Consider the following 26,504-nt stretch of genomic DNA (forward strand, 5'->3'; position numbering starts at 1 on the left):
GCTGATGAACACACCTGAAGGGTCCGAACACATGTCCAACGAGGAGAAGTACCTCGACTACCTCCGGCGGGCCTCCGTGGACCTCCAGGAGGTGCGCGGCAAGCTGCGCGAGGCCGAGGAGCGCGAGGTCGAGCCGATCGCGATCGTCGGCATGAGCTGCCGGTTCCCCGGCGGCGTGCGGTCGCCGGAGGACCTGTGGCGCCTCCTCCTCGACGGCCGCGACGCCGTCTCCGCGTTCCCCACCGACCGCGGCTGGGACCTGGAGTCCCTCTTCGACGACGACCCCGACCGGCAGGGGACCTGCTACACCCGCGAGGGCGCGTTCCTCCACGACGCGGCGGACTTCGACCCCGGCTTCTTCGGCATCTCGCCGCGCGAGGCCGCGGCGATGGACCCGCAGCAGCGCCTCCTCCTCGAAACCTCCTGGGAGGCCTTCGAGCGGGCCGGGATCGACCCGAACGCGCTGCGGGGCAGCCGCTCGGGCGTGTTCGTCGGCACCAACGGCCAGGACTACCTGGCCCGCATGGCGACCGGCGCCCCGGAGGGCTACGAGGGCTACCTCGGCACGGGCAACGCGGCGAGCGTCCTGTCGGGCCGCGTCGCCTACAGCTTCGGCTTCGAAGGCCCCGCGCTGACCATCGACACCGCCTGCTCGTCGTCCCTGGTCGCCCTGCACCTCGCCGTGCACGCCCTGCGGCACGGCGAGTGCCCCCTCGCCCTCGCGGGCGGCGTCACCGTGATGTCGACGCCGGGCGTGTTCATCGACTTCAGCCGCCAGCGGGGCCTGGCCGCGGACGGCCGCGTCAAGGCGTTCGCCGACGGCGCCGACGGCACAGGATGGGGCGAAGGCGTCGGCCTGCTGCTCCTGGAGCGCCTCTCCGACGCCCAGCGCAACGGCCACCAGGTGCTCGCCGTGATCCGGGGCTCGGCCGTGAACCAGGACGGCGCGTCCAACGGCCTGACCGCCCCCAACGGCCCCTCCCAGCAGCGCGTCATCCGTCAGGCGCTCGCCGGCGCGCGGCTCTCCGCGGCCCAGGTGGACGCGGTCGAGGCGCACGGCACCGGCACGAAGCTCGGCGACCCCATCGAGGCCCAGGCCCTCCTGGCCACCTACGGCCAGGGCCGCCCCGCGGGGCGCCCCCTGTGGCTCGGCTCGATCAAGTCGAACATCGGCCACACCCAGGCCGCCGCCGGCGTCGCCGGTGTCATCAAGATGGTCATGGCCATGCGCCACGGCGTGCTGCCGCGCACCCTGCACGTCGACGCGCCCTCCTCGCACGTGAACTGGTCCGCCGGTGCGGTGGAACTCCTCACGGAGTCCCGGCCGTGGCCGCAGACCGATCAGCCGTGGCGCGCCGGTGTGTCCTCGTTCGGCGTGAGCGGCACGAACGCGCACGTCATCGTGGAGCAGGCCCCCGAGGCGGCGCAGGGGACCGCCTCGGAGCCCGCGTACGACGGCGGGTTGGTCCCGTGGGTGTTGTCGGCCCGGAGCGCGGAGGCGCTCCGGGCGCAGGCCGCACTGCTCCGCTCCTTCGCGGAGGGGGCCGCGGATCTGTCGGCGGCGGACGTGGGGCGTTCGCTGGTGTCCTCCCGTGCGGTGTTGGAGCACCGCGCGGTGGTGGTCGGCGCCGGGCGGGACGAGCTGCTCGCCGCGCTGGAGGCACTGGCCGAGGGCCGGACGCCTGGCGGCGTGGTCTCGGGCGTGGCGGACGAGCCCGGCCGGGTGGGTTTCCTGTTCTCCGGGCAGGGTTCGCAGCGCCTGGGCATGGGCCGTGAACTGGCGGCCCGGTACCCGGTGTTCGCCGAGGCCCTGGACCAGGTGCTCGCGGAGTTCGACCCGTCCGTGCGCGAGGTGTTACTCGGGGACGACGTCGAGGCGTTGAACCAGACGGGGGTGACCCAGCCCGCGCTGTTCGCGGTCGAGGTCGCGCTGGTCCGCCTCCTTGAGTCGTGGGGGATCCGCCCCGACGTCTTGGCCGGTCACTCCATCGGTGAGCTGGCTGCCGCGCACGTCGCGGGTGTGTGGTCGCTCGTGGACGCGGAGAAGGTGGTGTCGGCGCGTGCGGGGTTGATGCAGGCGTTGCCCGCAGGCGGTGCCATGGTGGCGATCCAGGCGACGGAGACCGAGGTCGCTGCGGACCTGCCGGAGACCGTGGGCATTGCGGCGGTCAACGGGCCCACCTCGGTGGTCATTTCAGGTGCCGCCGCCGACGCGGAGGCGGTGGGCGAGCGCTGGCGTGCGGCGGGCCGTAAGGTGACCCGGCTCAAGGTCAGTCACGCGTTCCACTCGCCGCTGATGGACCCGATGCTGGATGACTTCCGTACGGTCCTGGAGAGCGTGTCGTACGCGGCGCCCGCGATCCCCATCGTCTCGACGCTGACCGGTGCGCGGGCCAGTGCCGAGGAGTTGGCGTCGCCGGAGTACTGGGTGAGGCACGTACGCGAGTCCGTGCGGTTCGCCGACGCCGTGAGCACGCTCGCGGGTGAGGGTGTGGGTACGTTCGTCGAGGTCGGCCCCGGCGGGACGCTGTCGGCTCTGGGGCGGGAGTCCGCGCCGGAGGCCGTCTTCGTGCCGGTGCTGCGCGGCGACCGGCCCGAAGCCGTGGCCGTCACGACGGCCGCCGGGCAGCTCCACGTGCGTGGCGTCCGGGTGGACTGGGAGGTCTTCTTCACCGGTCGGGGCACACGGCCCGTGGACCTGCCGACGTACCCCTTCCAGCGCGAGCGGTACTGGCTGGACGCCGTGCCCGCCGACGCGGCCGTGGAGGCCCTGTCCCCGGTGGAGGCGCGGTTCTGGGGCGTCGTCGAGGACGGAGACATCGCCGACCTCGCCCGTACGTTGGACGTGTCGTCCGAGGCTCCACTGAGCGCGGTCCTTCCCCGGCTCTCCGCGTGGCGCAGGGAGCAGCAAGGGCGGACCGCCGTGGAGGGCTGGCGGTACCGCGTCGAGTGGCGGCCGGTGGCCGTCGGCTCCCGGCGCCTCGACGGCACGTGGCTGGTCGTGGCGCCGACGGGCGAGGACCGGGCCGAGTGGGTGCGGGACGCGCTGACGCGCAACGGCGCCGAGGCGCGGATCCTGCGAGTGGACCCGGAGGCCGTCGACTGGGCGGAGTGCCTCGCCGAGGCGCCCGCGCCGAGCGGCGTGGTCTCGCTCCTCGCGCTCGCGGACGCGGGCGCGTCGGTGGTGCCCGCGGGGGTCGGCGCCACGGTCGGACTGCTGCGGGCGCTCGGTGCCTACGACGCCCCGGCTCCGCTGTGGTGCGTCACGTCGGGCGCGGTGGCGGCGGGCCCGGCCGACGCCGTGGCCGGGTTCGAGCAGTCGATGGTGTGGGGCCTGGGCCGGGCGGCAGCGTTGGAGCAGCCCGGACGCTGGGGCGGTCTCGTCGACGTACCGGAGGCAACCGACGAGACCGACGAGACGACCGGTGACCTGCTGGCCTCGGTGCTCGCCGGCACGGGCGGTGAGGACCAGGTCGCCGTGCGGGGCGAGCGGATCCTCGGCCGCAGGCTGGTGCCCGCGCCGCTGGGCCGGGCGTCCGGGGCGGGCTGGACGCCGCGCGGGACGGTCCTCGTCACCGGCGGCCTCGGCGCCCTGGGCGGGCACGTGGCGCGCTGGCTGGCGGCCCACGGCGCCGAGCACCTGGTGCTCGCGAGCCGCCGCGGCACCGAAGCCGAGGGCGCCGCGGAACTGGAAGCCGCACTCGTGGAGTCGGGCGCCCGGGTGACGTTCGCCGCCTGCGACATGACGGACCGCGCGTCGGTGGCGGCGCTGCTGGACGGTGTTCCCGCGCTCGACGCGGTCGTGCACGCGGCGGGCATCGAGCGTTCCGCCCTCCTCGCGGACGTCGACCCGGCCGATCTGGACGGGTTCGCCGACGTGCTGGCGGCCAAGGCCGTCGGCGCCAGGCACCTGCACGAACTGCTCGCGGACACACCGCTGGACGCGTTCGTGCTGTTCTCGTCGATCTCCGGCGTGTGGGGCAGCGGCGCCCAGGCCGCCTACGGCGCGGCGAACGCCTACCTGGACGCGCTGGCCGAGCACCGCAGGGCCACGGGTCTGCCCGCCACGGCGGTGGCCTGGGGCCCGTGGGCCGACGGCGGCATGGTCGCCGACGCGGGCCGGGACGCCGCCGCACAGCTGCGGCGCCGGGGCCTGCCCTCGATGGCTCCGGCCGTCGCGATCGCGGGCCTGGCCACGGCCCTCGAAAACGGCGACGGCAACGTGGCCGTCGCCGACGTGGACTGGGAGCGGTTCGCGGGCACGTTCATGGCGCAGCGCCCGAGCCCCCTGCTGAGCGAACTGCCGCAGGTGCGGGCCGCGTTCGAGACCGCCGCGGTGGAGCAGGGCTCGTCGGCCCTGGCGCAGCGGCTCGCCGGTCTCGACGAGGCCGAGCAGGAGCGGCAGCTCACCGACCTCGTCCGCTTCGAGGCGGCCGCCGTCCTCGGACACGCCTCCGGCGACGCGCTCCCGGCGACGCGCGCCTTCAGGGAGCTGGGCTTCGACTCGCTCACGGCGGTGGAGCTGCGCGCCCGGCTCAACGAGGCCACCGGGGCGGCCCTGCCCACGACCCTCGTCTTCGACTACCCGAACGCGGCTGCGCTGGCTGCCCATCTGCGGGACGAGCTCTGCGGCGCCGCCCCGGCCGCGCCCGCCGCGCCCGCCGTGGCGGGCGTGTCCGACGAGCCGATCGCGATCGTCGGGATGGCGTGCCGGTTCCCCGGCGGCGTGACGAGCCCGGAGGACCTGTGGCGGGTGCTCCTGGCGGGCGGGGACGCGGTGTCGGACTTCCCGACCGACCGCGGCTGGGACCTGGAGGGCCTCTACGACCCCGACCCGGACTCCGTGGGCACCTCCTACTCCCGGTCGGGCGCGTTCCTCTCCGGCGTGAGCGCCTTCGACGCGGGCTTCTTCGGCATCTCGCCGCGTGAGGCCCTGGCGATGGACCCGCAGCAGCGCCTCCTCCTCGAAACCTCCTGGGAGGCCTTCGAGCGGGCGGGCATCGCCCCGGACTCCCTGCGCGGCGAGCGGGTCGGCGTGTTCGTCGGCTCGAACATGCAGGACTACGGGTGGGTCCTCGCCGGTGCCACCGAGGACGTGGGCGGCTACGCGGCGACCGGCAACGCGGCCAGCGTCGCCTCGGGTCGCCTGTCGTACACCTTCGGCCTCGAAGGTCCCGCCGTCACGGTGGACACGGCGTGCTCGTCGTCCCTCGTGGCGCTGCACCTGGCGGTGCAGGCGCTGCACAAGGGCGAGTGCGCGATGGCCCTCGCGGGCGGCGTCACCGTGATGTCGACGCCCAGCTCGTTCATCGAGTTCAGCCGCCAGCGCGGCCTCGCCGAGGACGGACGCTGCAAGGCCTTCGGCGCGGGCGCGGACGGCACCGGTTGGGGCGAGGGCGTCGGCATGCTGTTCGTGGAGCGCCTGTCGGACGCCCGGCGCAACGGCCACGAGGTGCTCGCCGTGATCCGTGGTTCGGCGGTGAACCAGGACGGCGCGTCCAACGGTCTGACCGCGCCCAACGGCCCCTCCCAGCAGCGGGTGATCCGCCAGGCCCTGGCGAGCGCGGGCCTCACCCCCTCCGACGTGGACGCGGTCGAGGCGCACGGCACCGGCACGAAGCTCGGCGACCCCATCGAGGCCCAGGCCCTCCTGGCCACCTACGGCCAGGGCCGCCCCGAGGACCGCCCGCTGTGGCTGGGCTCGGTGAAGTCGAACATCGGCCACACCCAGGCCGCCGCCGGTGTCGCCGGTGTCATGAAGATGGTCCTGGCGATGCGCCACGGCGTGCTGCCGCGCACCCTGCACGTGGACGAGCCGTCGCCGCACGTGGACTGGTCGGCGGGCGCGGTGGAACTGCTCACCGACGACCGGCGGTGGCCCGCCGTCGACCGGCCGTGGCGCGCGGGCGTGTCCTCGTTCGGATTCAGCGGTACGAACGCGCACGTCATCGTGGAGCAGGCCCCCGAGGCGGAGCAGGAGACCGCCCCGGAACCCGCCTACGACGACGGCGGGTTGGTGCCGTGGCTCCTCTCGGCACGGAGCGTGGAGGCGCTGCGGGACCAGGCGGCGCGCCTCCGGTCCTTCGTGGAGGCGTCGGCCGAGCTGTCCCTGACGGATGTGGGGCGTTCACTGGTGTCCTCGCGCGCGCTGTTGGAGCACCGCGCGGTGGTGGTCGGCGCCGAGCGGGACGAACTGCTGGCCGCGCTGGAGGCACTGGCCGAGGGCCGCGCATCGGGCGGCGTGGTCTCCGGCACGGCCGACGAGCCCGGCCGGGTGGGCTTCCTGTTCTCCGGACAGGGCTCGCAGCGCCTGGGCATGGGCCGTGAACTGGCCGACCAGTACCCGGTGTTCGCCGAAGCCCTCGACGAGGTCCTGGCTCTCCTGGCTCCCGAGGTCCGCGAGGTGCTGTTCGGGGATGACGCGGATGCCCTGAACCAGACGGGGGTGACCCAGCCCGCGTTGTTCGCGGTCGAGGTGGCGCTGTTCCGTCTTCTGGAGTCGTGGGGTGTACGTCCGGACGTGCTGGCCGGTCACTCGATCGGCGAGTTGGCCGCCGCGCACGTTGCGGGTGTGTGGTCGCTGGCGGATGCGGTGAAGGTCGTGTCGGCGCGTGCGGGGTTGATGCAGGCGTTGCCCGCAGGCGGTGCCATGGTGGCGATCCAGGCGACGGAGGAGGAGGTCGCTGCGGATCTGCCGGAGACGGTGGGTATCGCGGCGGTGAACGGCCCGTCCTCGGTGGTGATTTCGAGTGTCGCTGCTGACGCTGAGGCGGTGGGTGAGCGCTGGCGTGCGGCGGGCTGCAAGGTGACCCGGCTCAAGGTCAGTCACGCGTTCCACTCGCCGTTGATGGACCCGATGCTGGACGGCTTCCGACAGGTCCTGGAGGCAGTGTCGTTCGGCGAGCCCGAGATCCCGATCGTCTCGACGCTGACAGGTGTGCGGGCCAGCGCTGAGGAGTTGGCGTCGCCGGAGTACTGGGTGAGGCACGTACGCGAGTCCGTGCGGTTCGCCGACGCCGTGAGCACGCTGGTGGGCGAGGGTGTGGGTACGTTCGTCGAGGTCGGCCCCGGCGGGACGCTGTCGGCGCTCGGTCAGGAGTCCGCGCCGGACGCGGTCTTCGTGCCGGTGCTGCGCGGCGACCGGCCCGAAGCCGTGGCCATCACGACGGCCGCCGGGCAGCTGCACCTTCGCGGTGTGCGCGTCGACTGGGAGGTCTTCTTCTCCGGCCGGGGCACGCGCCGCGTGGACCTGCCGACGTACGCGTTCCAGCGCGAGCGGTACTGGCCCGACGTGCTGCCGCTGTTCGGTGACGTATCGGCGGCCGGGCTCGGGGCGGCCGAGCATCCGCTCCTGGGGGCGAGCGTCGCCCTCGCCGGTACCGACGGGGCGCTCCTGACGGGCCGGTTGTCGGTCCAGACGCACCCGTGGCTGGCCGACCACGCGGTCATGGGCTCGGTGCTGCTGCCCGGCACGGCGTTCCTCGACCTGGCGATCCGCGCGGGTGACCAGGTCGGCTGCGACCTGGTGGAGGAGCTGACGCTGGAGGCTCCGCTCGTGCTCCCCGAGAGCGGTGCGGTACGGGTCCAGGTGTGGGTCGGCGCCGAGGACGTGTCCGGCAGGCGCGAGCTGACCTTCCACTCCAGCACCGGTGACATGGACGAAAGGCAAGCGTGGACCCGGCACGCCACCGGTGTGCTGCGCGCGGGCGGCCGGTCCGAGGGCGACGCGCTGGTCGCGTGGCCGCCCGCCGGGGCCGAGGCCGTGGACCTGGACGGGTTCTACGAGGCCATGGCCGACGGCGGCTTCGGCTACGGCCCCGTGTTCCAGGGGCTGCGGGCCGCGTGGCGCGCGGGCGGCGAGGTGTGCGCCGAGGTCGCGCTGCCCGAGGGCGTCAAGGCGGACGGCTTCGGCCTGCACCCGGCGCTCCTCGACGCGGCGCTGCACGCCACCGGGCTCACGGGCGCGGCCGATGCCACCGGCAAGCTGCCGTTCTCCTGGTCCGGTGTGCGCCTGCACGCCGCCGGCGCCACGGCACTGCGGGTGCGCCTCGCGCCCACGGGCCCCGACGGGGTGTCCCTGACGGTCGCGGACGGCTCCGGCGCCCCGGTGGCCACCGTCGACTCCCTGGTGCTGCGCCCGGCCGCCCCGGCCCGGGCCGCCGCCGACGACCGCGACGACGCGCTGTTCGGCGTCGACTGGGTGCCGGTGCCGCTGTCCGACGACGGGGCCCCGGCCGTGGAGTGGACCACCGGCCTGGCGGGCCTGGCGCGGTCGGCCGCCGCCGACCTGTCCGGCTTCGTCGCCCTGGCGTGCCCGGTCGCAGCTACCGAGGACCCGGCCGCGGGCGCCCACCAGGCCGCTGCCTGGGCCCTGGCCGCGGTGCAGACCTGGTTGGCCGACGAGCGGTTCGGCACGGCACGCCTGGCCGTCGTGACGCGGCGCGCGGTCGCCCCCGCCGACGGCGAGGACGTGCCGAACCTCGCGCACGCCGCCGTCTGGGGCCTGGTGCGGTCCGCCCAGTCCGAGAACCCCGACCGGATCGTCCTGGTCGACCTCGACGAGGAGGCGGCCTCGGCCGACGCGCTGCCGTCTGCCCTCGCGACGGGCGAGCCGCAGCTCGCCGTGCGCTCGGGGGCCGCGAGCGCCCCGCGCCTGGCCAGGGCGCGGCGATCCGTGGTGGACGACCCCGGCTTCGGCTCGGACGCGGTGCTCGTCACCGGCGCGACGGGCACCCTCGGCGGTCTGGTCGCCCGGCACCTGGTCGCGGAGCGCGGCGTGCGCAGCCTGCTCCTGGTCAGCAGGCGCGGCGCCGCCGCCCAGGGCGCCGAGGCGCTGCGCGAGGAACTCACCGCGCAGGGCGCCGACGTCGTCCTCGCGGCGTGTGACGTGGCCGACCGCGAGGCGCTGGCCGCGCTCCTGGCCCGGCACCGGGTGTCCGCCGTCGTCCACACCGCCGGTGTGCTCGACGACGCCACGATCGGCTCGCTGACGCCCGAACGGATCGACGCGGTGTTCCGGCCGAAGGTCGACGCGGCCTGGCACCTGCACGACCTGACCCGGGACGCGGGCCTGTCGGCCTTCGTGGTGTTCTCCTCCGCAGCCGGTGTCTTCGGCGGCCCCGGCCAGGGCAACTACGCGGCGGCCAACACCTTTCTCGACGCGCTCGCCCAGCACCGGCGCGCCCAGGGCCTGCCCGCGACCTCCCTCGCCTGGGGCCTGTGGGAGACGGCGGGCGGCATGGCGGGCAGCCTCGACGACACCGACGTACGCCGCATCACCAGCGGCGGCGCCATCCCCATCGGCCCGGCCGAGGGCCTGGCCCTGTTCGACGCCGCGGGCTCCACGGGGCGGGCGCTGCTCGCGCCCGTGCCGATGGACTTCGCCGTGCTGCGGCGGCAGGCGCGCACCCAGCCCGTGTTCCACCTCCTGCGCGGCCTGGTGCGCAACACCGCGCGCAGGACCGCCGACCCCGCGAGCCGGTCCGCGCTCGCGCAGTCCCTCGCGGGCCTGGCCGAGAGCGAGCGGGAGAAGGCGCTGCTCGACCTCGTCCGCACCCACGCGGCGGCGGTGCTCGGCCACAGCTCGGCTCACGCCGTCGAACCCGACCGGGCCTTCCGGGAGCTGGGCTTCGACTCGCTCAGCTCCGTCGAGCTGCGCAACCACCTCAACGCGGCCACCGAGCTGCGGCTGCCCGCCACGCTCGTCTTCGACCACCCGAACCCCGCCGCGCTCGCCGCGTTCATCGGCGCCGAGCTCGCGGGCGCCCCGGCCGTGGCCGCGCCCGCGCCCACGGCGGTGGCGGTGACCGACGAGCCGATCGCGATCGTCGGCATGAGCTGCCGGTTCCCCGGCGGGGTCGCGTCCCCCGAGGACCTGTGGCGGCTCGTCCTTGACGGCACCGACGCCATCAGCGAGTTCCCCGCCAACCGGGGCTGGGACGTGGACGCCCTGTACGACCCGGATCCCGAGCGCACCGGCACCTCGTACACCCGCGAGGGGGGCTTCCTGCACGACGCCGACCTGTTCGACCCGGCGTTCTTCGGGATCAGCCCGCGCGAGGCCCTGGCCATGGACCCGCAGCAGCGCCTCCTGCTCGAAACCTCCTGGGAGGCCTTCGAACGCGCGGGCATCGACCCGAACTCGGCCCGGGGCAAGGCCGTGGGCGTGTTCGCGGGCGTCATGTACCACGACTACGTGTCGCGGCTCCGCTCCGTCCCGGAGGACGTCGAGGGCTACCTCGGCACCGGCGGGTCCGGCAGCGTCGCCTCCGGCCGCGTCGCCTACGCGCTGGGCCTGGAAGGGCCCGCCGTCACCGTCGACACCGCGTGCTCCTCGTCGCTCGTCGCCCTGCACTGGGCGATCCAGGCGCTGCACAAGGGGGAGTGCACGATGGCGCTGGCCGGTGGTGTCGCCGTGATGGCCACCCCCAGCACGTTCGTCGACTTCAGCCGCCAGCGCGGCCTCTCCTCCGACGGCCGGTGCAAGTCGTTCTCCGACAGCGCCGACGGCACCGGATGGGGCGAGGGCGTCGGCATGCTCCTCGTCGAGCGCCTCTCCGACGCCCGGCGCAACGGCCACCGGGTCCTCGCCGTCGTCCGTGGCTCGGCGGTGAACCAGGACGGCGCGTCCAACGGCCTGACCGCGCCCAACGGCCCCTCCCAGCAGCGGGTGATCCGCCAGGCCCTGGCGAGCGCGGGCCTCACCACGTCCGACGTGGACGCGGTCGAGGCCCACGGCACCGGCACCACCCTCGGCGACCCCATCGAGGCCCAGGCCGTCCTCGCCACCTACGGCCAGGACCGCCCCGCCGGACAGCCGCTGTGGCTCGGCTCGATCAAGTCGAACCTCGGCCACACCCAGGCCGCCGCCGGTGTCGCCGGTGTCATCAAGATGGTCATGGCGATGCGCCACGGCACCCTCCCGCGCACCCTGCACGTCGACGAGCCCTCGTCGAAGGTCGACTGGTCCGCGGGCGAGGTGGAACTCCTCACGGAGCCCCGGCCGTGGCCGGAGACCGGCCGACTGCGGCGGGCGGGCGTGTCGTCGTTCGGCGTGAGCGGCACGAACGCGCACACCATCATCGAGTACGCGCCGGACGACGACCACGCCCCGGCCCCGGCCGACGGCGTGGTGCCCTGGGTCCTCTCGGCCCGGAGCGAGGAGGCGCTGCGGGAGCAGGCGGCCCGGCTGCGCGAGCGCGTCGCCGCCGAGCCGCGGCTCGGCCTGCCGGACGTTGGCTACTCGCTGGCGACCACGCGCTCGGCCTTCGAACACCGGGCTGTCGCCGTGGGCGACGACCACGCGGCGCTCCTCGACGGCCTGACCGCGCTGGCCGAGGGGCGGCAGTCACCCGGCCTGGTCGCGGGCTCCGTCGCCGTCGGCGGGGTGGGCTTCCTGTTCTCGGGCCAGGGCTCGCAGCGCCTGGGCATGGGGCGTGCACTGGCGGACCGTTACGCGGTGTTCGCCGACGCCCTGGACCAGGTCCTTGAGCAGTTCGATCCCCAGGTCCGCGAGGTCCTGTTCGGCGAGGACGCCGACGCCCTGAACCAGACGGGGGTGACCCAGCCCGCGCTGTTCGCGGTCGAGGTCGCGCTGTTCCGCCTCCTTGAGTTCTGGGGGATCCGCCCCGACGCCCTGGCCGGTCATTCGATCGGCGAGCTGGCCGCCGCGCACGTCGCGGGGGTGTGGTCGCTCGCGGACGCCGCGAAGGTCGTGTCGGCGCGTGCCGGACTCATGCAGGCGCTGCCGCCGGGCGGCGCGATGGTCGCGATCCGGGCCACGGAGGCCGAGGTCGCGCCCGAGCTGCCGCAGACCGTCGGAGTCGCGGCGGTCAACGGGCCGTCGTCCGTGGTCGTCTCCGGCGTCGCCGCCGACGTCGAGGCGGTGGCCGGACGCTGGCGTGAAGTGGGCCGCAAGGTCACCGAGCTACGGGTGAGCCATGCGTTCCACTCGCCGCTGATGGACCCGATGCTCGATGAGTTCCGTACGGCCTTGGACGGCGTGTCGTACGCGGCGCCCGCGATCCCGATCGTGTCGACGCTCACGGGCGTGCGGGCGACCGCCGAGGAACTGGCCTCGCCGGAGTACTGGGTGAGCCACGTACGCGAGTCCGTGCGCTTCGCCGACGCCGTCGGCGCGCTCGTCGACGAGGGCCTGACCACGTTCGTCGAGATCGGCCCGGGCGGCACGCTGGCGGCCCTGGGGCAGGAGTCCGCGCCGGAGGCCGGGTTCGTACCGGTGCTGCGGGCCGACAGGACCGAGGAGTCCGCGCTGACGTCCGCGCTGGCACAGCTGTGGACGCGCGGCGTACGGCCGGACTGGGAGGCCTTCTTCGCCGGCCGCGGCGCGCGCCGCGTGGACCTGCCCACGTACGCCTTCCAGCACCGGCGCTACTGGCTGGACGCCGGGACGGGCGCGGGCGACCTGAACGCCGCCGGGCTCGGCCCGGCAGGCCACCCGCTGCTCGGCGCGCTCATCGACACGGCCGACTCCGACGAGGAGCTCTTCACCGGCCGGCTGTCCCTGGAGTCCCACCCGTGGCTGGCCGAGCACGTGATCCAGGGCTCGATCCTGCTGCCCGGCACGGCCTTCATCGACCTTGCGGTCCACGCCGGTGACCAGGTCGGCTGCGCCGCGGTGGAGGAACTGACGCTGGAGGCGCCCCTGGTGGTGCCCGAACGCGGCGGCGTACGCGTCCAGGTGCGGGTCGGCGGCGCGGACGACTCCGGCCGCCGCACGGTGACGGTGCACGCGCGCGGCGACGACGAGGACGTGTGGGTCCGGCACGCGAGCGGCGCGCTCGTGGCCGCCCCTGACGCGCCGTCGGCCGACTCCGCCGCCTGGCCGCCCGCGGCCGCGGAGGCCGTGGACCTCGACGGGCTCTACGACCGCATGGCCGACGGCGGGTTCGGCTACGGGCCGCTGTTCCAGGGCCTGAGGTCGGCCTGGCGCGCGGGCGACGCCGTGTTCGCCGAGGTCGCTCTGCCGGACGGCGTGGACGCGGACGGCTTCGGTCTGCACCCGGCGCTCCTCGACGCGGCGCTGCACGCCATCGGCCTGATGGGCGACGCCGACGGGCCCGGCAGGCTGCCGTTCTCGTGGTCGGGCGTGCGGTTGCACGCCTCGGGCGCGACGGTCCTGCGGGTGCGTCTGGCGCCCACGGGCTCGGACGCCGTGTCCCTGACCATCGCCGACGGCACGGGCGCGCCCGTGGCCACGATCGACTCGCTGGTCCTGCGCCCGGTGTCGGGAACGGTGTCGCGGCAGGCCTGGGAGTCGCTGTTCCGACTCGACTGGGTGTCGGCCGCGGCGCCGTCCGGAAGCGCCCGGTCGGTCGCGGAGTTCGCGGACTGGGCCGCGCTGCGCTCGGCCCTGGAAGCAGGGGAGGCCCTGCCGGAGAACGCCGTGGTCCACTGCGCGGAGTCCCGCGGCACGGACGCGGTGCGGCAGCAGGTGCACGCCGCTCTGGAGCTGGTGCGGGGCTGGCTGGCCGACGAGCGGTGCGCGGCGTCGCGCCTCGTCCTGGTGACCCGCGGCGCGGTGGCCGTCGCGGCCGAGGACGACGTACCGGACCTGGCGGCGGCCGCCGTGTGGGGCCTGGTGCGCACGGCACGGGCGGAGAACCCGGACCGCGTCGTCCTCGTGGACGTCGACGACGCGGACGGCTGGAAGGCGGCCGTCGGAAGCCCGGAGCCCGAACTGGCCGTGCGTGCGGGCGACGTGTTCGCGCCGCGGCTCGTCCGCGCCCGCCCGGCCGAGACGGCCGAGACAGCTGAGTCGGAGGGGTCGGGCTTCGGTGAGGGCGCGGTGCTGGTGACCGGCGCCGGCGGGATGCTCGGCGGTCTGGTCGCGCGGCACTTGGTGGTGCGCCATGGGGTGCGGCGGTTGGTGCTGGCGAGTCGGCGCGGCCAAGTGGGCTCGCTGTACGGTGAGTTGACCGGGCTCGGTGCCGAGGTCGCTGTCGTGGCGTGTGATGTGGCCGAGCGGGACGCGGTGGCGGCGCTGCTTGCCGAGCACCCGGTGACCGCCGTGGTGCACACGGCGGGCGTCCTGGACGACGGTGTGATCGGGGCACTGACCGAGGAGCGCTTCGACACGGTCTTCCGCCCGAAGGTGGACGGCGCCCGGCATCTGCACGAGCTGACCCGCGATCTCGACCTGTCCGCGTTCGTCCTGTTCTCCTCGGTGACGGGCACCCTGGGCTCGCCCGGCCAGGCCAACTACGCGGCGGCCAACGCGTTCCTCGACGCCCTCGCCCGGCACCGCCGGGCCCAGGGCCTGCCCGCGACCTCGCTCGCGTGGGGCCTGTGGGCCACGGAGGACGGCATGGGCGCGCGGATGGCCCGGACCGGAGCCGCGGGCCTGAGTGCCGAACAGGGCCTTGAGCTGTTCGACGCGGTGGCCCTCGGGGCCGACCCGGTCGTCGTGCCGATGCGCCTCGACCTGCGGGCCGTACGGGAACTCCCCGTGGTGCCGCCCGTCCTCAGCGGCCTCGTGCGCACGACGTCCCGCAGGGCGGCCCGGGCCGGAGGCGACCCCGCCGCCGCGCTGCGGGAACGCCTGGCCGCGCTGACGCCGGGCGAGCGGACGTCCGCCCTGACGGACCTGGTGTGCGCGCAGGTCGCGGCCGTGCTCGCGTTCTCCGGCCCCGAGGCGGTCGACGAGCGGCGCGCGTTCACCGAGCTCGGCTTCGACTCGCTGACCGCCGTCGACCTGCGCAACCGGCTCAACGCGGCCACCGGGCTCCGCCTGCCCGCCACGCTCGTCTTCGACTATCCGACCCTGCTCGACCTGGTGGGTCACCTCACCGAAGCGCTCGCCGCCGACGAACCGGGCGGGGTGGCGCCGCTGCTCGCCGAGCTGAGCCGCATCGAGGCGAGCCTCGCCGCGGTCAAGCCCGGCGACGACGAGGACGACCGGGTCGGCGCCCGGCTGTCGGCCCTCCTGACCGCGTGGCGCGACAGCCGCGCCGACGCCGCCCCGCGGACGGCCGACGACCTCGACGCCGCCACGGACGACGAGGTGTTCGACCTGCTCGGCAAAGAGTTCGGCATCTCCTGACCCGTCCGGTCACCCCACTCGCTCGACGTTCCCTGGAGTAGAGACAGCATGGAAAACGAGGACAAGCTCCGCTATTTCCTCAAGCGGGTCACCGGCGATCTGCGCGAGACGCGGCGGCGGCTGCGCGAGGTCGAGGCCGGTGAGCAGGAACCGATCGCCATCATCGGCATGAGCTGCCGCTACCCGGGAGACGTGCGCTCCCCGGAGGACCTGTGGCAGCTCGTCGCCGAAGGCCGCGACGGCGTGACGCCCTTCCCCGCCGACCGGGGCTGGGGGGACGTCGAGCTGTCCGACCCCGAGGACCCCGACCGGGTGTTCCGCACCGAGGGCGGATTCCTGCACGACGCGGGCGACTTCGACCCCGGCGTGTTCGGGATCTCGCCCCGCGAGGCGCTCGCCATGGACCCGCAGCAGCGGCTGCTGCTCGAAACGTCCTGGGAGGCGTTCGAGCGGGCCGGGATCGACGCGTCGTCACTGCGCGGCAGCAGGACGGGCGTGTTCGCGGGCGTGATGTACCACGACTACACCGCACGGCTGCGGTCGGTGCCCGAGGGCCTGGAGGGCTTCCTGGGCACCGGCGGGCTCGGCAGCGTCGCCTCCGGGCGCGTGTCGTACACGTTCGCGCTGGAGGGGCCCGCCGTCACGGTGGACACCGCCTGCTCGTCGTCCCTGGTCACACTGCACCTGGCGGCGCAGGCGCTGCGCTCCGGCGAGTGCACCCTCGCGCTCGCGGGCGGCGTCACGGTGATGACGACCCCGCACACGTTCGTCGGCTTCAGCAAGCAGCGCGGCCTCGCCGCGGACGGCCGGTGCAAGTCGTTCTCCGACGACGCCGACGGCACCGGATGGGGCGAGGGCGCCGGCATGCTGCTCCTGGAGCGGCTGTCCGACGCGCGGCGCAACGGCCACCAAGTCCTGGCCGTCGTGCGCGGCTCGGCGGTGAACCAGGACGGCGCGTCCAACGGCCTGACCGCGCCCAACGGCCCCTCCCAGCAGCGCGTCATCCGCCAGGCCCTGGACAGCGCGGGGCTGACCGCGGCCCAGGTCGACGCCGTCGAGGCGCACGGCACCGGCACCACCCTCGGCGACCCCATCGAGGCCCAGGCGCTCCTCGCCACCTACGGCCAGGAGCGCCCCGCGGGACAGCCGCTGTGGCTGGGGTCCGTGAAGTCCAACATCGGCCACACCCAGGCGGCCGCCGGCGTGGCGGGCGTGATCAAGATGGTCATGGCCCTGCGCCACGGCGTCCTGCCGCCCACCCTGCACGTCGGCGAGCGCTCCCGGCACGTCGACTGGTCGGAAGGTGCCGTCGAGCTGCTGACCGACGCGCGGCCGTGGCCGCGGACCGGGCAGCCGCGCCGGACGGCGGTGTCGTCGTTCGGGATCAGCGGCACCAACGCCCACGTCGTCCTCGAACAGGCCCCGGCCGAGGACGCCGACGACGTCGTGGAAGAGCCCGTCGAGCCGGTCCTGACCGAGGCGGTGCCGTGGGTCCTCTCCGGCAACGACCCCGTCGCGCTGCGCGAGCGCGCCGCCGCCCTGCTGCGCCACCTGGACGGCCGCGACGCCCGGGCGGTGGACGTCGGCCACGCCCTCGCCCTGAGCCGGACCGCCCTGGAGCACCGGGCCGCCGTCGTCGGCACGGACCGCGCGGAACTCCTGCGCGGCGTCGAGGCCCTGGCCACCGGCGGCGAAGCGCCCCACCTCGTGCGCGGCACCGTGGGCACCCGCGGCAGGCTCGCCTTCCTGTTCAGCGGCCAGGGCAGCCAGCGGGCGGGCATGGGCCGCGCGCTGTACGGCGAGTTCCCCGTGTTCGCGCGGGCCCTCGACGAGGTCTGCGCCGGCCTGGACCCGCATCTGGACCGGCCTTTGCGGGAGGTGCTCTTCGCGGAGCCCGACACCGAGGCCGCCGCCCTGCTGGACCTGACCACGTACACGCAGCCCGCGCTGTTCGCGATCGAGGTGGCGCTGTTCCGCCTCGTCACGGCGTGGGGCCTCGCCCCGCAGTTCCTCGCGGGCCACTCCATCGGCGAGCTCGCGGCGGCCCACGTGTCGGGCGTGTTCTCCCTCACCGGCGCGTGCGCGCTGGTCGCGGCCCGCGGCAGGCTGATGGGGGCGCTGCCCGAGGGCGGGGCGATGCTGTCGCTGCGCGCCGACGAGCCCACCGTCCGGCGCCTGCTCGCCGAGCACGGCCGCGGCGCGGTGGACGTCGCCGCGGTCAACGGCCCCGAGTCCACCGTGGTCGCGGGCGACGCCGACGCCGTGGCCGCCATCGACCGGGCCTGGCGGGAGCGCGGCGGGAAGACCCGGTACCTGCGGGTCAGCCACGCGTTCCACTCGCCGCACGTGGACGCCGTCCTCGACGACTTCCGCGCCGTCGCCCGCGACGTCAGCTACGGGACGCCGACCATCCCGATCGTGTCCACCCTGACCGGCGCCGTCCTGACCCCGGAGCAGGCGCGCGACCCCGAGCACTGGGTGCGGCACGCCCGCGAGGCCGTGCGCTTCCTCGACGCCATGCGGTGCCTGCGCGAGCAGGGCGCGGCGAACTTCCTGGAGCTCGGCCCCGACGCGGTCCTGGCCGCGGCGGGACGCGACTGCGTCGACGAGGGCGCGCTCCTCGTGGCCGCCGCGCGGGCGAACAGGCCCGAGGGCACCGCGCTGACGTCGGCGGTCGCGGCCCTGCACGTGCGGGGCGTCGCCCTGGACTGGCACGCCGTGTTCGCGGGCCGCGACGCCCGGCGTGTCGACCTGCCCACCTACCCCTTCCAGCGCACCAGGTTCTGGCTGGACACGGGCGTGCCCGCCGGCGACATGGCGTCGGTGGGCCTGCGGCCCGCCGACCACCCGCTGCTCGGCGCCGCGGTCACCCTCGCGGACGAGGAAGGCGCCCTGCTCACCGGCAGGCTCTCCCTGGCCACCCACCCGTGGCTCGCCGACCACACCGTCGGCGGCGTGGTCCTCGTGCCCGGCGCCGCCCTCGTGGAGCTGGCGATCAGGGCCGGCGACCAGGTCGGACTCGACCTCGTCGAGGAGCTGACCCTCGCCGCGCCCCTGGTCCTGCCGGAGGACGGCGCGGTGCGGCTCCAGGTGTCCGTCGGCGCGCCGGACGCCACCGGGCGCCGCGCCCTGAGCGCGTACGCACGGGCCGACGACGCGCCCGACGACCACCCCTGGACGCGGCACGCCTTCGGCACGCTCGCGGCCGGTGACCGGGCCCCGGCCGCCCTCGGGGAGGCCTGGCCGCCCGAGGGCGCCGAGCCGCTCGACATCGCGGGCCGCTACGACGACCTCGCCGCGGCGGGGCTCGGCTACGGGCCCGCGTTCCGCGGCCTGCGCACGGCCTGGCGGCGGGGCGCCGAGGTGTTCGTCGAGGTGGAGCTCGCCGACGAGGACGCCGCGGGCTCCTTCGGCCTGCACCCGGCGCTGCTCGACTCCGCGCTGCACGCCATCGGGCTCGGCGACTTCGTCGCCGACGCGGAACGGCTGCACCTGCCGTACTCCTGGCGCGGGGTGCGGCTGCACAGCAGCGGCGCGTCCGTGCTGCGCGGGCGGCTGTCCCCGGCGGGCGCCGCGGGCGTCGCGATCGCCCTGGCCGACGGCACGGGCGCCCCCGTCGCCTCGGTCGAGGCGCTGTCGCTGCGGCCCCTGACGGCGGACGGCCTGGCCGGGGACCGGCTCGACTCGCTGTTCCGGGTGGACTGGACGCGGGTGCGGCCCGACGCCTCCGCCCCGGCCCGCCGGGCGGTGCTCGGCGACGGCCTCGCGCTCTCCGGAGAGGCCCGCACGTACCCGGACCTGGCCGCCCTCGCGGACGACGAGGTGCCCGACCTCGTGTTCGCCCCTGTACCCGCGGCCGCAGGCCCCGCGGAGGTGACGCACTGGGCGCTGTCCCTCGCGCAGGCCTGGCTCGCCGACGACCGGTTCGACGCGGCACGGCTGGTGTTCGTCACCACCGGCGCGGTGGCGGCGGTCCCCGACGAGGACGTCCCTGACCTGAACGGCGCGCCGGTGTGGGGCTTCGTACGCGCGGCACAGACCGAGCACCCGGGCCGGTTCGCGCTCGTGGACGCCGACGACCGGTCGGCCGCGGTGCTTCAGGACCTGCCGGACGAGCCCCAACTCGCCCTGCGGGACGGCGACTGGTTCGCGCCCAGGCTCGTCCGCGCCCGCCCCGCGGAGTCCGAGGGGTCGGGCTTCGGTGAGGGCGCGGTGCTGGTGACCGGCGCCGGCGGGATGCTCGGCGGTCTGGTCGCGCGGCACTTGGTGGTGCGCCATGGGGTGCGGCGGTTGGTGCTGGCGAGTCGGCGCGGCCAAGTGGGCTCGCTGTACGGTGAGTTGACCGGGCTCGGTGCCGAGGTCGCTGTCGTGGCGTGTGATGTGGCCGAGCGGGACGCGGTGGCGGCGCTGCTTGCCGAGCACCCGGTGACCGCCGTGGTGCACACGGCGGGCGTCCTGGACGACGGCACGATCGGCTCGCTCACTCCGGAGCGGATCGACACGGTCTTCCGCCCGAAGGTGGACGGTGCCCGGCATCTGCACGAGCTGACCCGCGGCCTCGACCTGTCCGCGTTCGTCCTGTTCTCCTCCGCCGCCGGTACGTTCGGCAACCCCGGCCAGGGCAACTACGCGGCCGCCAACGCGTTCCTCGACGCCCTGGCCCAGCACCGCCGCGCCACAGGCCTGCCCGCGACCTCGCTCGCGTGGGGCCTGTGGACCGGTGAGGACGGCATGGGCGCGCGGATGGCCCGGACCGGGGCCGCGGGCCTCACCCCGCAGGAGGGGCTGCGCCTGTTCGACGCCGCCCTCGCGCTGCCGTCGGCCGTGGCCGTGCCCACGCGCCTCGACCTGGCGCCGCTGCGGGCGCACCCCGAGGCCGTCCCGGCGCTGCTGCGCGCCCTGGTGCGCACGGCGCGCCCCGAGGCCGCCAAGGCCACCGGGAGCCTCGCGGCACGGATCTCCGCACTGCCGGAGGTCGAGCAGCGCCTGCCGGCGCTGCTCGACCTCGTGCGCACGTCCGTCGCCGCCGTGCTCGGCCACGCCTCCGCCGCCGGGGTGGAGCCCGAGCGGGCCTTCGAGGAGCTCGGCTTCGACTCGCTCACGGCGGTCGAGCTGCGCAACCGGCTCGACGCGGCCACCGGCCTGCGCCTGCCCGCGACCCTCGTCTTCGACTACCCGACGCCCCTGGTGCTCGCGGGCCATCTGCGCGCCGAACTGCTCGGCGGCGAAGCGGCGGGGACAGCGACCCTCCGCACGGCCGCCGCCGACGACGAGCCGATCGCCATCGTCGGCATGAGCTGCCGCTACCCCGGCGGCGTCCGCTCGCCCGAAGACCTGTGGCGCCTGGTCGCCGAGGGCCGCGACGCCGTCTCCGACTTCCCGGACGACCGGGGCTGGGACGTGGCCGCGCTCTACGACCCCGACCCCGACCACACCGGCACCAGCAGCGTCCGCAGCGGCGGCTTCCTCCACGACGCCGCCGAGTTCGACCCCGTGTTCTTCGGCATGTCGCCGCGCGAGGCCCTCGCGGTCGACCCCCAGCAGCGACTGCTCCTCGAAACGTCGTGGGAGGCGATGGAGAGCGCGGGCCTCGACCCGAAGGCGCTGCGCGGCAGCCCCACCGGCGTGTTCGCGGGCGTGATGTACAACGACTACGCCTCCCGGCTCCGCCGCGCTCCCGAAGGCTTCGAGGGCCAGCTCGGCGTCGGCAGCTCCGGCAGCGTCGCCTCCGGCCGGATCTCGTACGTGTTCGGCCTCGAAGGCCCCGCGATGACCGTGGACACCGCGTGCTCGTCGTCCCTCGTGGCGCTGCACCTCGCCGCGCAGGCGCTGCGCTCCGGCGAGTGCACCCTCGCGCTCGCGGGCGGCGTCACCGTGATGGCGAGCCCGGCGACGTTCGTGGAGTTCAGCCGTCAGCGGGGGCTCGCCCCGGACGGCCGCTGCAAGGCCTTCTCCGCCGACGCGGACGGCACGGGATGGGGCGAGGGCGTCGGCATGCTCGTCCTGGAGCGGCTGTCCGACGCCCGGCGCAACGGCCACCGGGTCCTCGCCGTCGTACGCGGCTCGGCGGTCAACCAGGACGGCGCGTCCAACGGCCTGACCGCGCCCAACGGCCCCTCCCAGCAGCGCGTCATCCGCCAGGCCCTCGCCAACGCGGGCCTGACCACGTCCGACGTGGACGCGGTCGAGGCCCACGGCACCGGCACCACCCTCGGCGACCCCATCGAGGCCCAGGCGCTCCTCGCCACCTACGGCCAGGACCGCGCCGAGGACCGGCCCCTGTGGCTGGGCTCGCTGAAGTCCAACATCGGCCACACCCAGGCCGCCGCCGGTGTCGGCGGCGTCATCAAGATGGTCATGGCGATGCGCCACGGCACGCTCCCGCGCACCCTGCACGTCTCCGAGCGCTCCCCGCACGTCGACTGGTCCGCGGGCGCCGTGGACCTCCTGACGGAGGCCCGGTCGTGGCCCGAGACGGGCCGCCCGTCCCGCGCGGGCGTGTCGTCGTTCGGCGTGAGCGGCACCAACGCGCACGTCGTCCTGGAGCAGGCGCCCGACGAGACCCCGGCCCACGAGCCGTCGGCCCCGGACCACGCCCCGCTGGTCCTCTCCGCCCGCACGCACGACGCCCTGCGCGCCCACGCCGCCCAACTCGCGCCCCTCGTAGGGGAGACAGGCGCATCGGACGTGGCGGCCGCCCTCCTTACACGGTCGGTGTTCGAGCACCGGGCCGTCGTCGTCGGGGGCGGCGCCGACGCGCTGGCGGCGGTGGCTCAGGGGGTGGAGTCCGCTCGGGTGGCGGTCGGTGTCGCGCGGCCGGTGGGCAAGGTGGCGTTCGTGTTTCCCGGTCAGGGGTCGCAGTGGCTGGGCATGGGGGCGGAACTGGCGCAGTCGTCGCCGGTGTTCCGTGCTTCGCTCGACGCGTGTGCTCAGGCGTTGGCGCCGTATGTGGACTGGTCGTTGTACGACGTCCTGAACGATGCCGCCGCGCTGGAGCGTTCCGATGTCGTCCAGCCCGCGCTGTTCGCGGTGATGGTGTCGCTGGCCGCGCTGTGGCGTTCGTACGGCGTGGAGCCGGACGCGGTCGTCGGCCACAGCCAGGGGGAGATCGCCGCCGCGCACGTGGCGGGCGCGCTGTCCCTCGCCGACGCCGCCAAGGTGGTGGCGCTGCGCAGCAAGGCGGCACTGGTGCTTTCGGGACAGAGCGGGCTGGTGTCCCTGGCGGCGACGCTCGACGCGGCACGTGAGCGGATCGCCCGCTGGCAGGGGCGGATCACCGTCGCCGCCGTCAACGGCCCCCGTTCGGTCGTGGTGGCGGGTGACGTCGACGCGCTGGACGAGTTGCTGGAGGCGTGCGCCGCCGACGACGTGTGGGCCCGCCGGGTCCTCATCGACTACGCCTCGCACTCGCCGCACGTAGAGCCCGTCCGGGAGGAGCTCACGACCCTGCTGGCCGGGGTCGAGGGCAAGCCCGCGGGGGTGCCGATGCTGTCCACGGTCACGGGGGAGTGGCTGACCGGGACCGAGGTCGGGGCCGAGTACTGGTACCAGAACCTGCGCAACACCGTGCGCTTCGAGGAAGGCACGCGTGGCCTCCTCGACCGGGGCGTGGGCGTCTTCGTGGAGTGCAGCCCGCACCCCGTGCTCACCTTCGGTGTGCGCGAGACCCTGGAGGCAGTCGACGCCGAGGCGGTCGTGGTGGGCACGCTGCGCCGCACCGACGGTGACCTCGACCGGTTCCTGCTGTCGGCGGCCGAGGCGTACGTGGAGGGCCTGCCCTTCGACTGGCGGGCCGCGGTGCCCGCCGGGCAGCACGTGGACCTGCCGACCTACCCCTTCCAGCACCAGCGCTACTGGCTGGACGCGCCCCGCGACCTGAGCGTCGAGGAAGCGGCCGGGGGGCTGGGCCTCGCGGGCACGGGCCATCCGCTGCTCGGCGCCGCCGTCGAACTCGCCGACGGGCAGGGCCTGGTGTGCACCGGAAGGCTCGGCACGGACACCCACCCGTGGCTCGCCGACCACGCCGTCGCGCAGACGGTCCTGCTGCCCGGCACGGCCTTCGCGGACATCGCCCTCGCCGCGGGCGGCAGGCTCGGCCTGGACGAGGTGGAGGGGCTGACCCTCGCCGCACCGCTGGTGCTGCCCGAACGCGGCGGCGTACGCCTGCGGGTGACGGTCGGCGCCGACGACGGCTCCGGCCGCCGGGCGCTGCACGTCGACTCCTGCCCGGAAGAACCGGACGCCGCCGACTGGACCCGGCACGCCACCGGCTTCCTCACCGCGGGAGCGCCCGCCGCCCCCGCGGCGCTCACCCAGTGGCCGCCCGCCGACGCCGCGCGCGTCGACCTCGACGGCCTCTACGACGGCCTGGAAGAAGCCGGGTTCGGCTACGGACCCGCCTTCCAGGGCCTGCGGTCGGCGTGGCGCGGCGACGGCGCCGTGTACGCCGAGATCGCGCTCGACGAGGACCAGCACCGGGACGCCGCGGCGTTCGGGCTCCACCCGGCGCTGCTCGACGCCGCGCTGCACGCCTGCACGCTCGGCGGCCTCGTCGAGGACGCCGGCCGGCCCCGGCTGCCGTTCACCTGGAACGGAGTCCGGTGGCACGCGACCGGCGCCACCACGGCGCGGGTCCGGCTCGCACCGGCCGGACCCGACGCCGTCTCCCTGGAGCTGGCCGACGCACAGGGGCTACCCCTGGCGACGGTCGCATCCCTCGTCCTGCGGCCGATCGCCGCGGAGCACTGGGGTGCGCGCCACCGCGACGCGCTGTTCCGGCTGGAGTGGGTGGCCGCACCGACCCGTGCGGCCGCCCCCGCTCCCGCCCGCGGTTGCGCTGTGATCGGCCCGGACGGCCTGAAGGCCCGCGCGGGCCTCGCCGCGTCCGGGATCGCCGTCGAGGAGCACCACGACCTCGCGGCCCTCGCCGCGGCCGGGGTGCCCGGCCTCGTCGTCGCCCCCTTCGCCGAGGACGGCCCGGAGCCGGTCGCCGCCGCCCGCGCCGCCGCGTTCCGCGCGCTGCGCCTGGCCCAGGAGTGGCTGGCCGACGACCGGTTCCTCGACTCCCGCCTCGTCTTCGTGACCCGCGGGGCCGTCGCGGCCGGTCCCGGCGAGGACGTGCCCGACGTCGCCGACGCGGCGGTGTGGGGCCTGATCCGGGCGGCCCAGTCCGAGAACCCCGGCCGGTTCGTCCTCGTCGACGTGGACGGGCACGACGCGTCCTGGGCGGCCCTGCCCGGTGTCCTCGCCGGTGCCGAGCCGCAGGTGGCGGTGCGCGCCGGTGACCCGAGGGCGCCGCGCCTCGCCCGGTTCGGACCGTCCGCGCCGCAGTCCCCGATCGCCTTCGCGCCCGGCGGCACCGTCCTGATGACCGGGGCCACCGGCCTGATCGGCGGCCTCGTCACCCGCCGCCTCGTCACGGAGCACGGGGTCCGGCACCTCGTCCTCGCCAGCCGCAGGGGCCCCGCCGCGCCCGGCGCCGACGCGCTCCGCGCGGAGCTGGCCGCACTCGGCGCGCGGGTCACCCTCGCCGCCTGCGACGTCACGGACCCCGCCGCGCTGGGCAAGCTCCTGGCCGAGGTGTCCGCGGACCACCCGCTGACCGGCGTGGTGCACTCGGCGGGCGTCCTCGACGACGGCGTGCTCGCCTCGCTGACGCCCGAGCGGATCGACACGGTGTTCCGGCCCAAGGTCGACGCGGCCTGGCACCTGCACGAGCTGACCCGCGATCTCGACCTGTCGGCGTTCGTCCTGTTCTCCTCCGCCGCCGGTACGTTCGGCAACCCCGGCCAGGGCAACTACGCGGCCGCCAACGCGTTCCTCGACGCGCTCGCCCACCACCGCAGGGCGGCGGGCCTGCCCGCCACGTCGCTGGCGTGGGGCCTGTGGGAGGCGGCCGGCACGATGACCGGCGCCATGGCCGACAGCGACGTGGCGCGGATGTCCCGCGCCGGCGTCACGGGCCTGACCGAGGAGGAGGGTCTCGCCCTGTTCGACCTCGGCTGCGCGGCGGGCGACGCGGTCGTCGTGCCGATGCGGCTCGACACGGGCAGCCTGCGCGGCGGACCCGACCAGGTGCACGCGCTGCTGCGCGGCCTGGTGCGCCCCCGGACCGCCCGGGCGGCGGGCGCCGCCGAGGAGCCGCTGGCCCGGCGCCTCGCCGGGCTGACGCAGGAGGAGCAGGAGAGCGCACTCCTTAACCTGGTCCGGGACCGCACGGCGGCCGTACTCGGCTACGCGCCGGACGAGCTCGACGTCTCCGGCGCCCTGACCCAGCTCGGCCTCGACTCCCTGACCTCGCTGCAACTGCGCAACGAGCTCGCGGGCGCCACCGGTCTGCGCCTGCCCACCACCGTCGTGTTCGACCAGCGGACGGGCCCGGCGCTCGCCGGATACCTGCGGCGCGAACTCGCCGCGACAGCCGGGGACACGCCCGCCGCGCCCGCCGCCCTCGCCGTCGAGGACACCCTCGTCGGCCTGGTCCGCCAGTCCTACGACCTCGGCCTCGCCAAGGAGGGCTGGCTGATGGTGGACGCGGCCGCACGGCTGCGGCCGGTGTTCGAGAAGGCCGACGAGGTGGCCGCGCTGCCGCCGGTCCCGCTGGCCACCGGCCCGGGCATCCCGCTGCTGTGCTTCCCGCCGACCATGGCACCCTCGGGGCCGCACTACTTCTCCCGCTTCGCCCCTGTCTTCGCGGGGCACCGGGACGTGACCCTGCTGCCCCACCCCGGCTTCGGCGCGGGGGAGCCGCTGCCCGCGACCCGGGAGGCGGTGGTCCGCTTCCAGGCCGAGGCCGTCGAGCGGCAGGCGGGCGACCGGCCGTTCGTGCTCCTCGGCTACTCCTCGGGCGGCTGGATGGCCAACGCGGTCGCCGCGCTCCTGGAGCGGCAGGGCCGCGCACCGGCAGCGGTGGTGCTCCTCGACACGTACATCGCGACCAACTCGTTCGAGAAGCGGCTCGAAGCGGCCCTGTCGGAGCGCATGTCCACCAGCCAGGCGTTCGACCTGCTGACCGGCGCGCAGATGACCGGACAGAGCGGCTACGTGCGCGTGTTCGACGACTGGAAGCCTGAACCGGTCGGGGCCCCCACGCTGTTCGTGCACGCCACGTTCCCGCCCGGGGAGACGGAGGCGCTGGAGACCGAGGACGCCTGGCAGCCCCAGTGGCCGCACCGCCACGAGGACGCCGACGTCCCCGGCGACCACTTCACGATCATGGACGTGCACTCCGAGTCGACGGCGCTGGCCGTGCGGGCCTGGCTGGACGACGCCCGGTTCGACACCCCCAGCTGAACCGTCGGCGCCCGCACACCCGGCGAACCCGGCCCGAGCCGCGTCGGACGCGACCGAACCGGCCCGCGTCCGACGCGGCCCCGAGCACGACAGCAGTTCGCAGCCCCGAGCACGACAGCAGTTCGCAGCCCTGAGCACGACAGCAGTACGC

2 protein-coding genes are annotated in these 26,504 nt (G+C 75.5%); both read left to right on the forward strand.

Annotated features, from left to right (window positions below; translation table 11 throughout):
* Positions 1 to 4: 4 nt before the first annotated feature.
* Positions 5 to 15,061: a type I polyketide synthase gene (locus AC5WAM_RS38175; protein ID WP_495520419.1), complete on the forward strand. Its 15,057-nt coding sequence runs from the start codon at positions 5 to 7 to the stop codon at positions 15,059 to 15,061.
* A 48-nt stretch (positions 15,062 to 15,109) separates the two neighbouring features.
* A complete protein-coding gene (locus AC5WAM_RS38180) occupies positions 15,110 to 26,353 on the forward strand; it encodes an SDR family NAD(P)-dependent oxidoreductase (protein WP_495520420.1) in 11,244 nt (3,747 codons plus the stop codon).
* Positions 26,354 to 26,504 lie beyond the last annotated feature (151 nt).

Source organism: Streptomyces sp. JLYT201, assembly GCF_059448825.1.

Excerpts from the sequence above, each read along its gene's own strand:
- AC5WAM_RS38180 (WP_495520420.1), top strand. The coding sequence starts at position 15,110 with ATGGAAAACGAGGACAAGCTCCGCTATTTCCTCAAGCGGGTCACCGGC.
- AC5WAM_RS38175 (WP_495520419.1), top strand. The coding sequence starts at position 5 with ATGAACACACCTGAAGGGTCCGAACACATGTCCAACGAGGAGAAGTAC.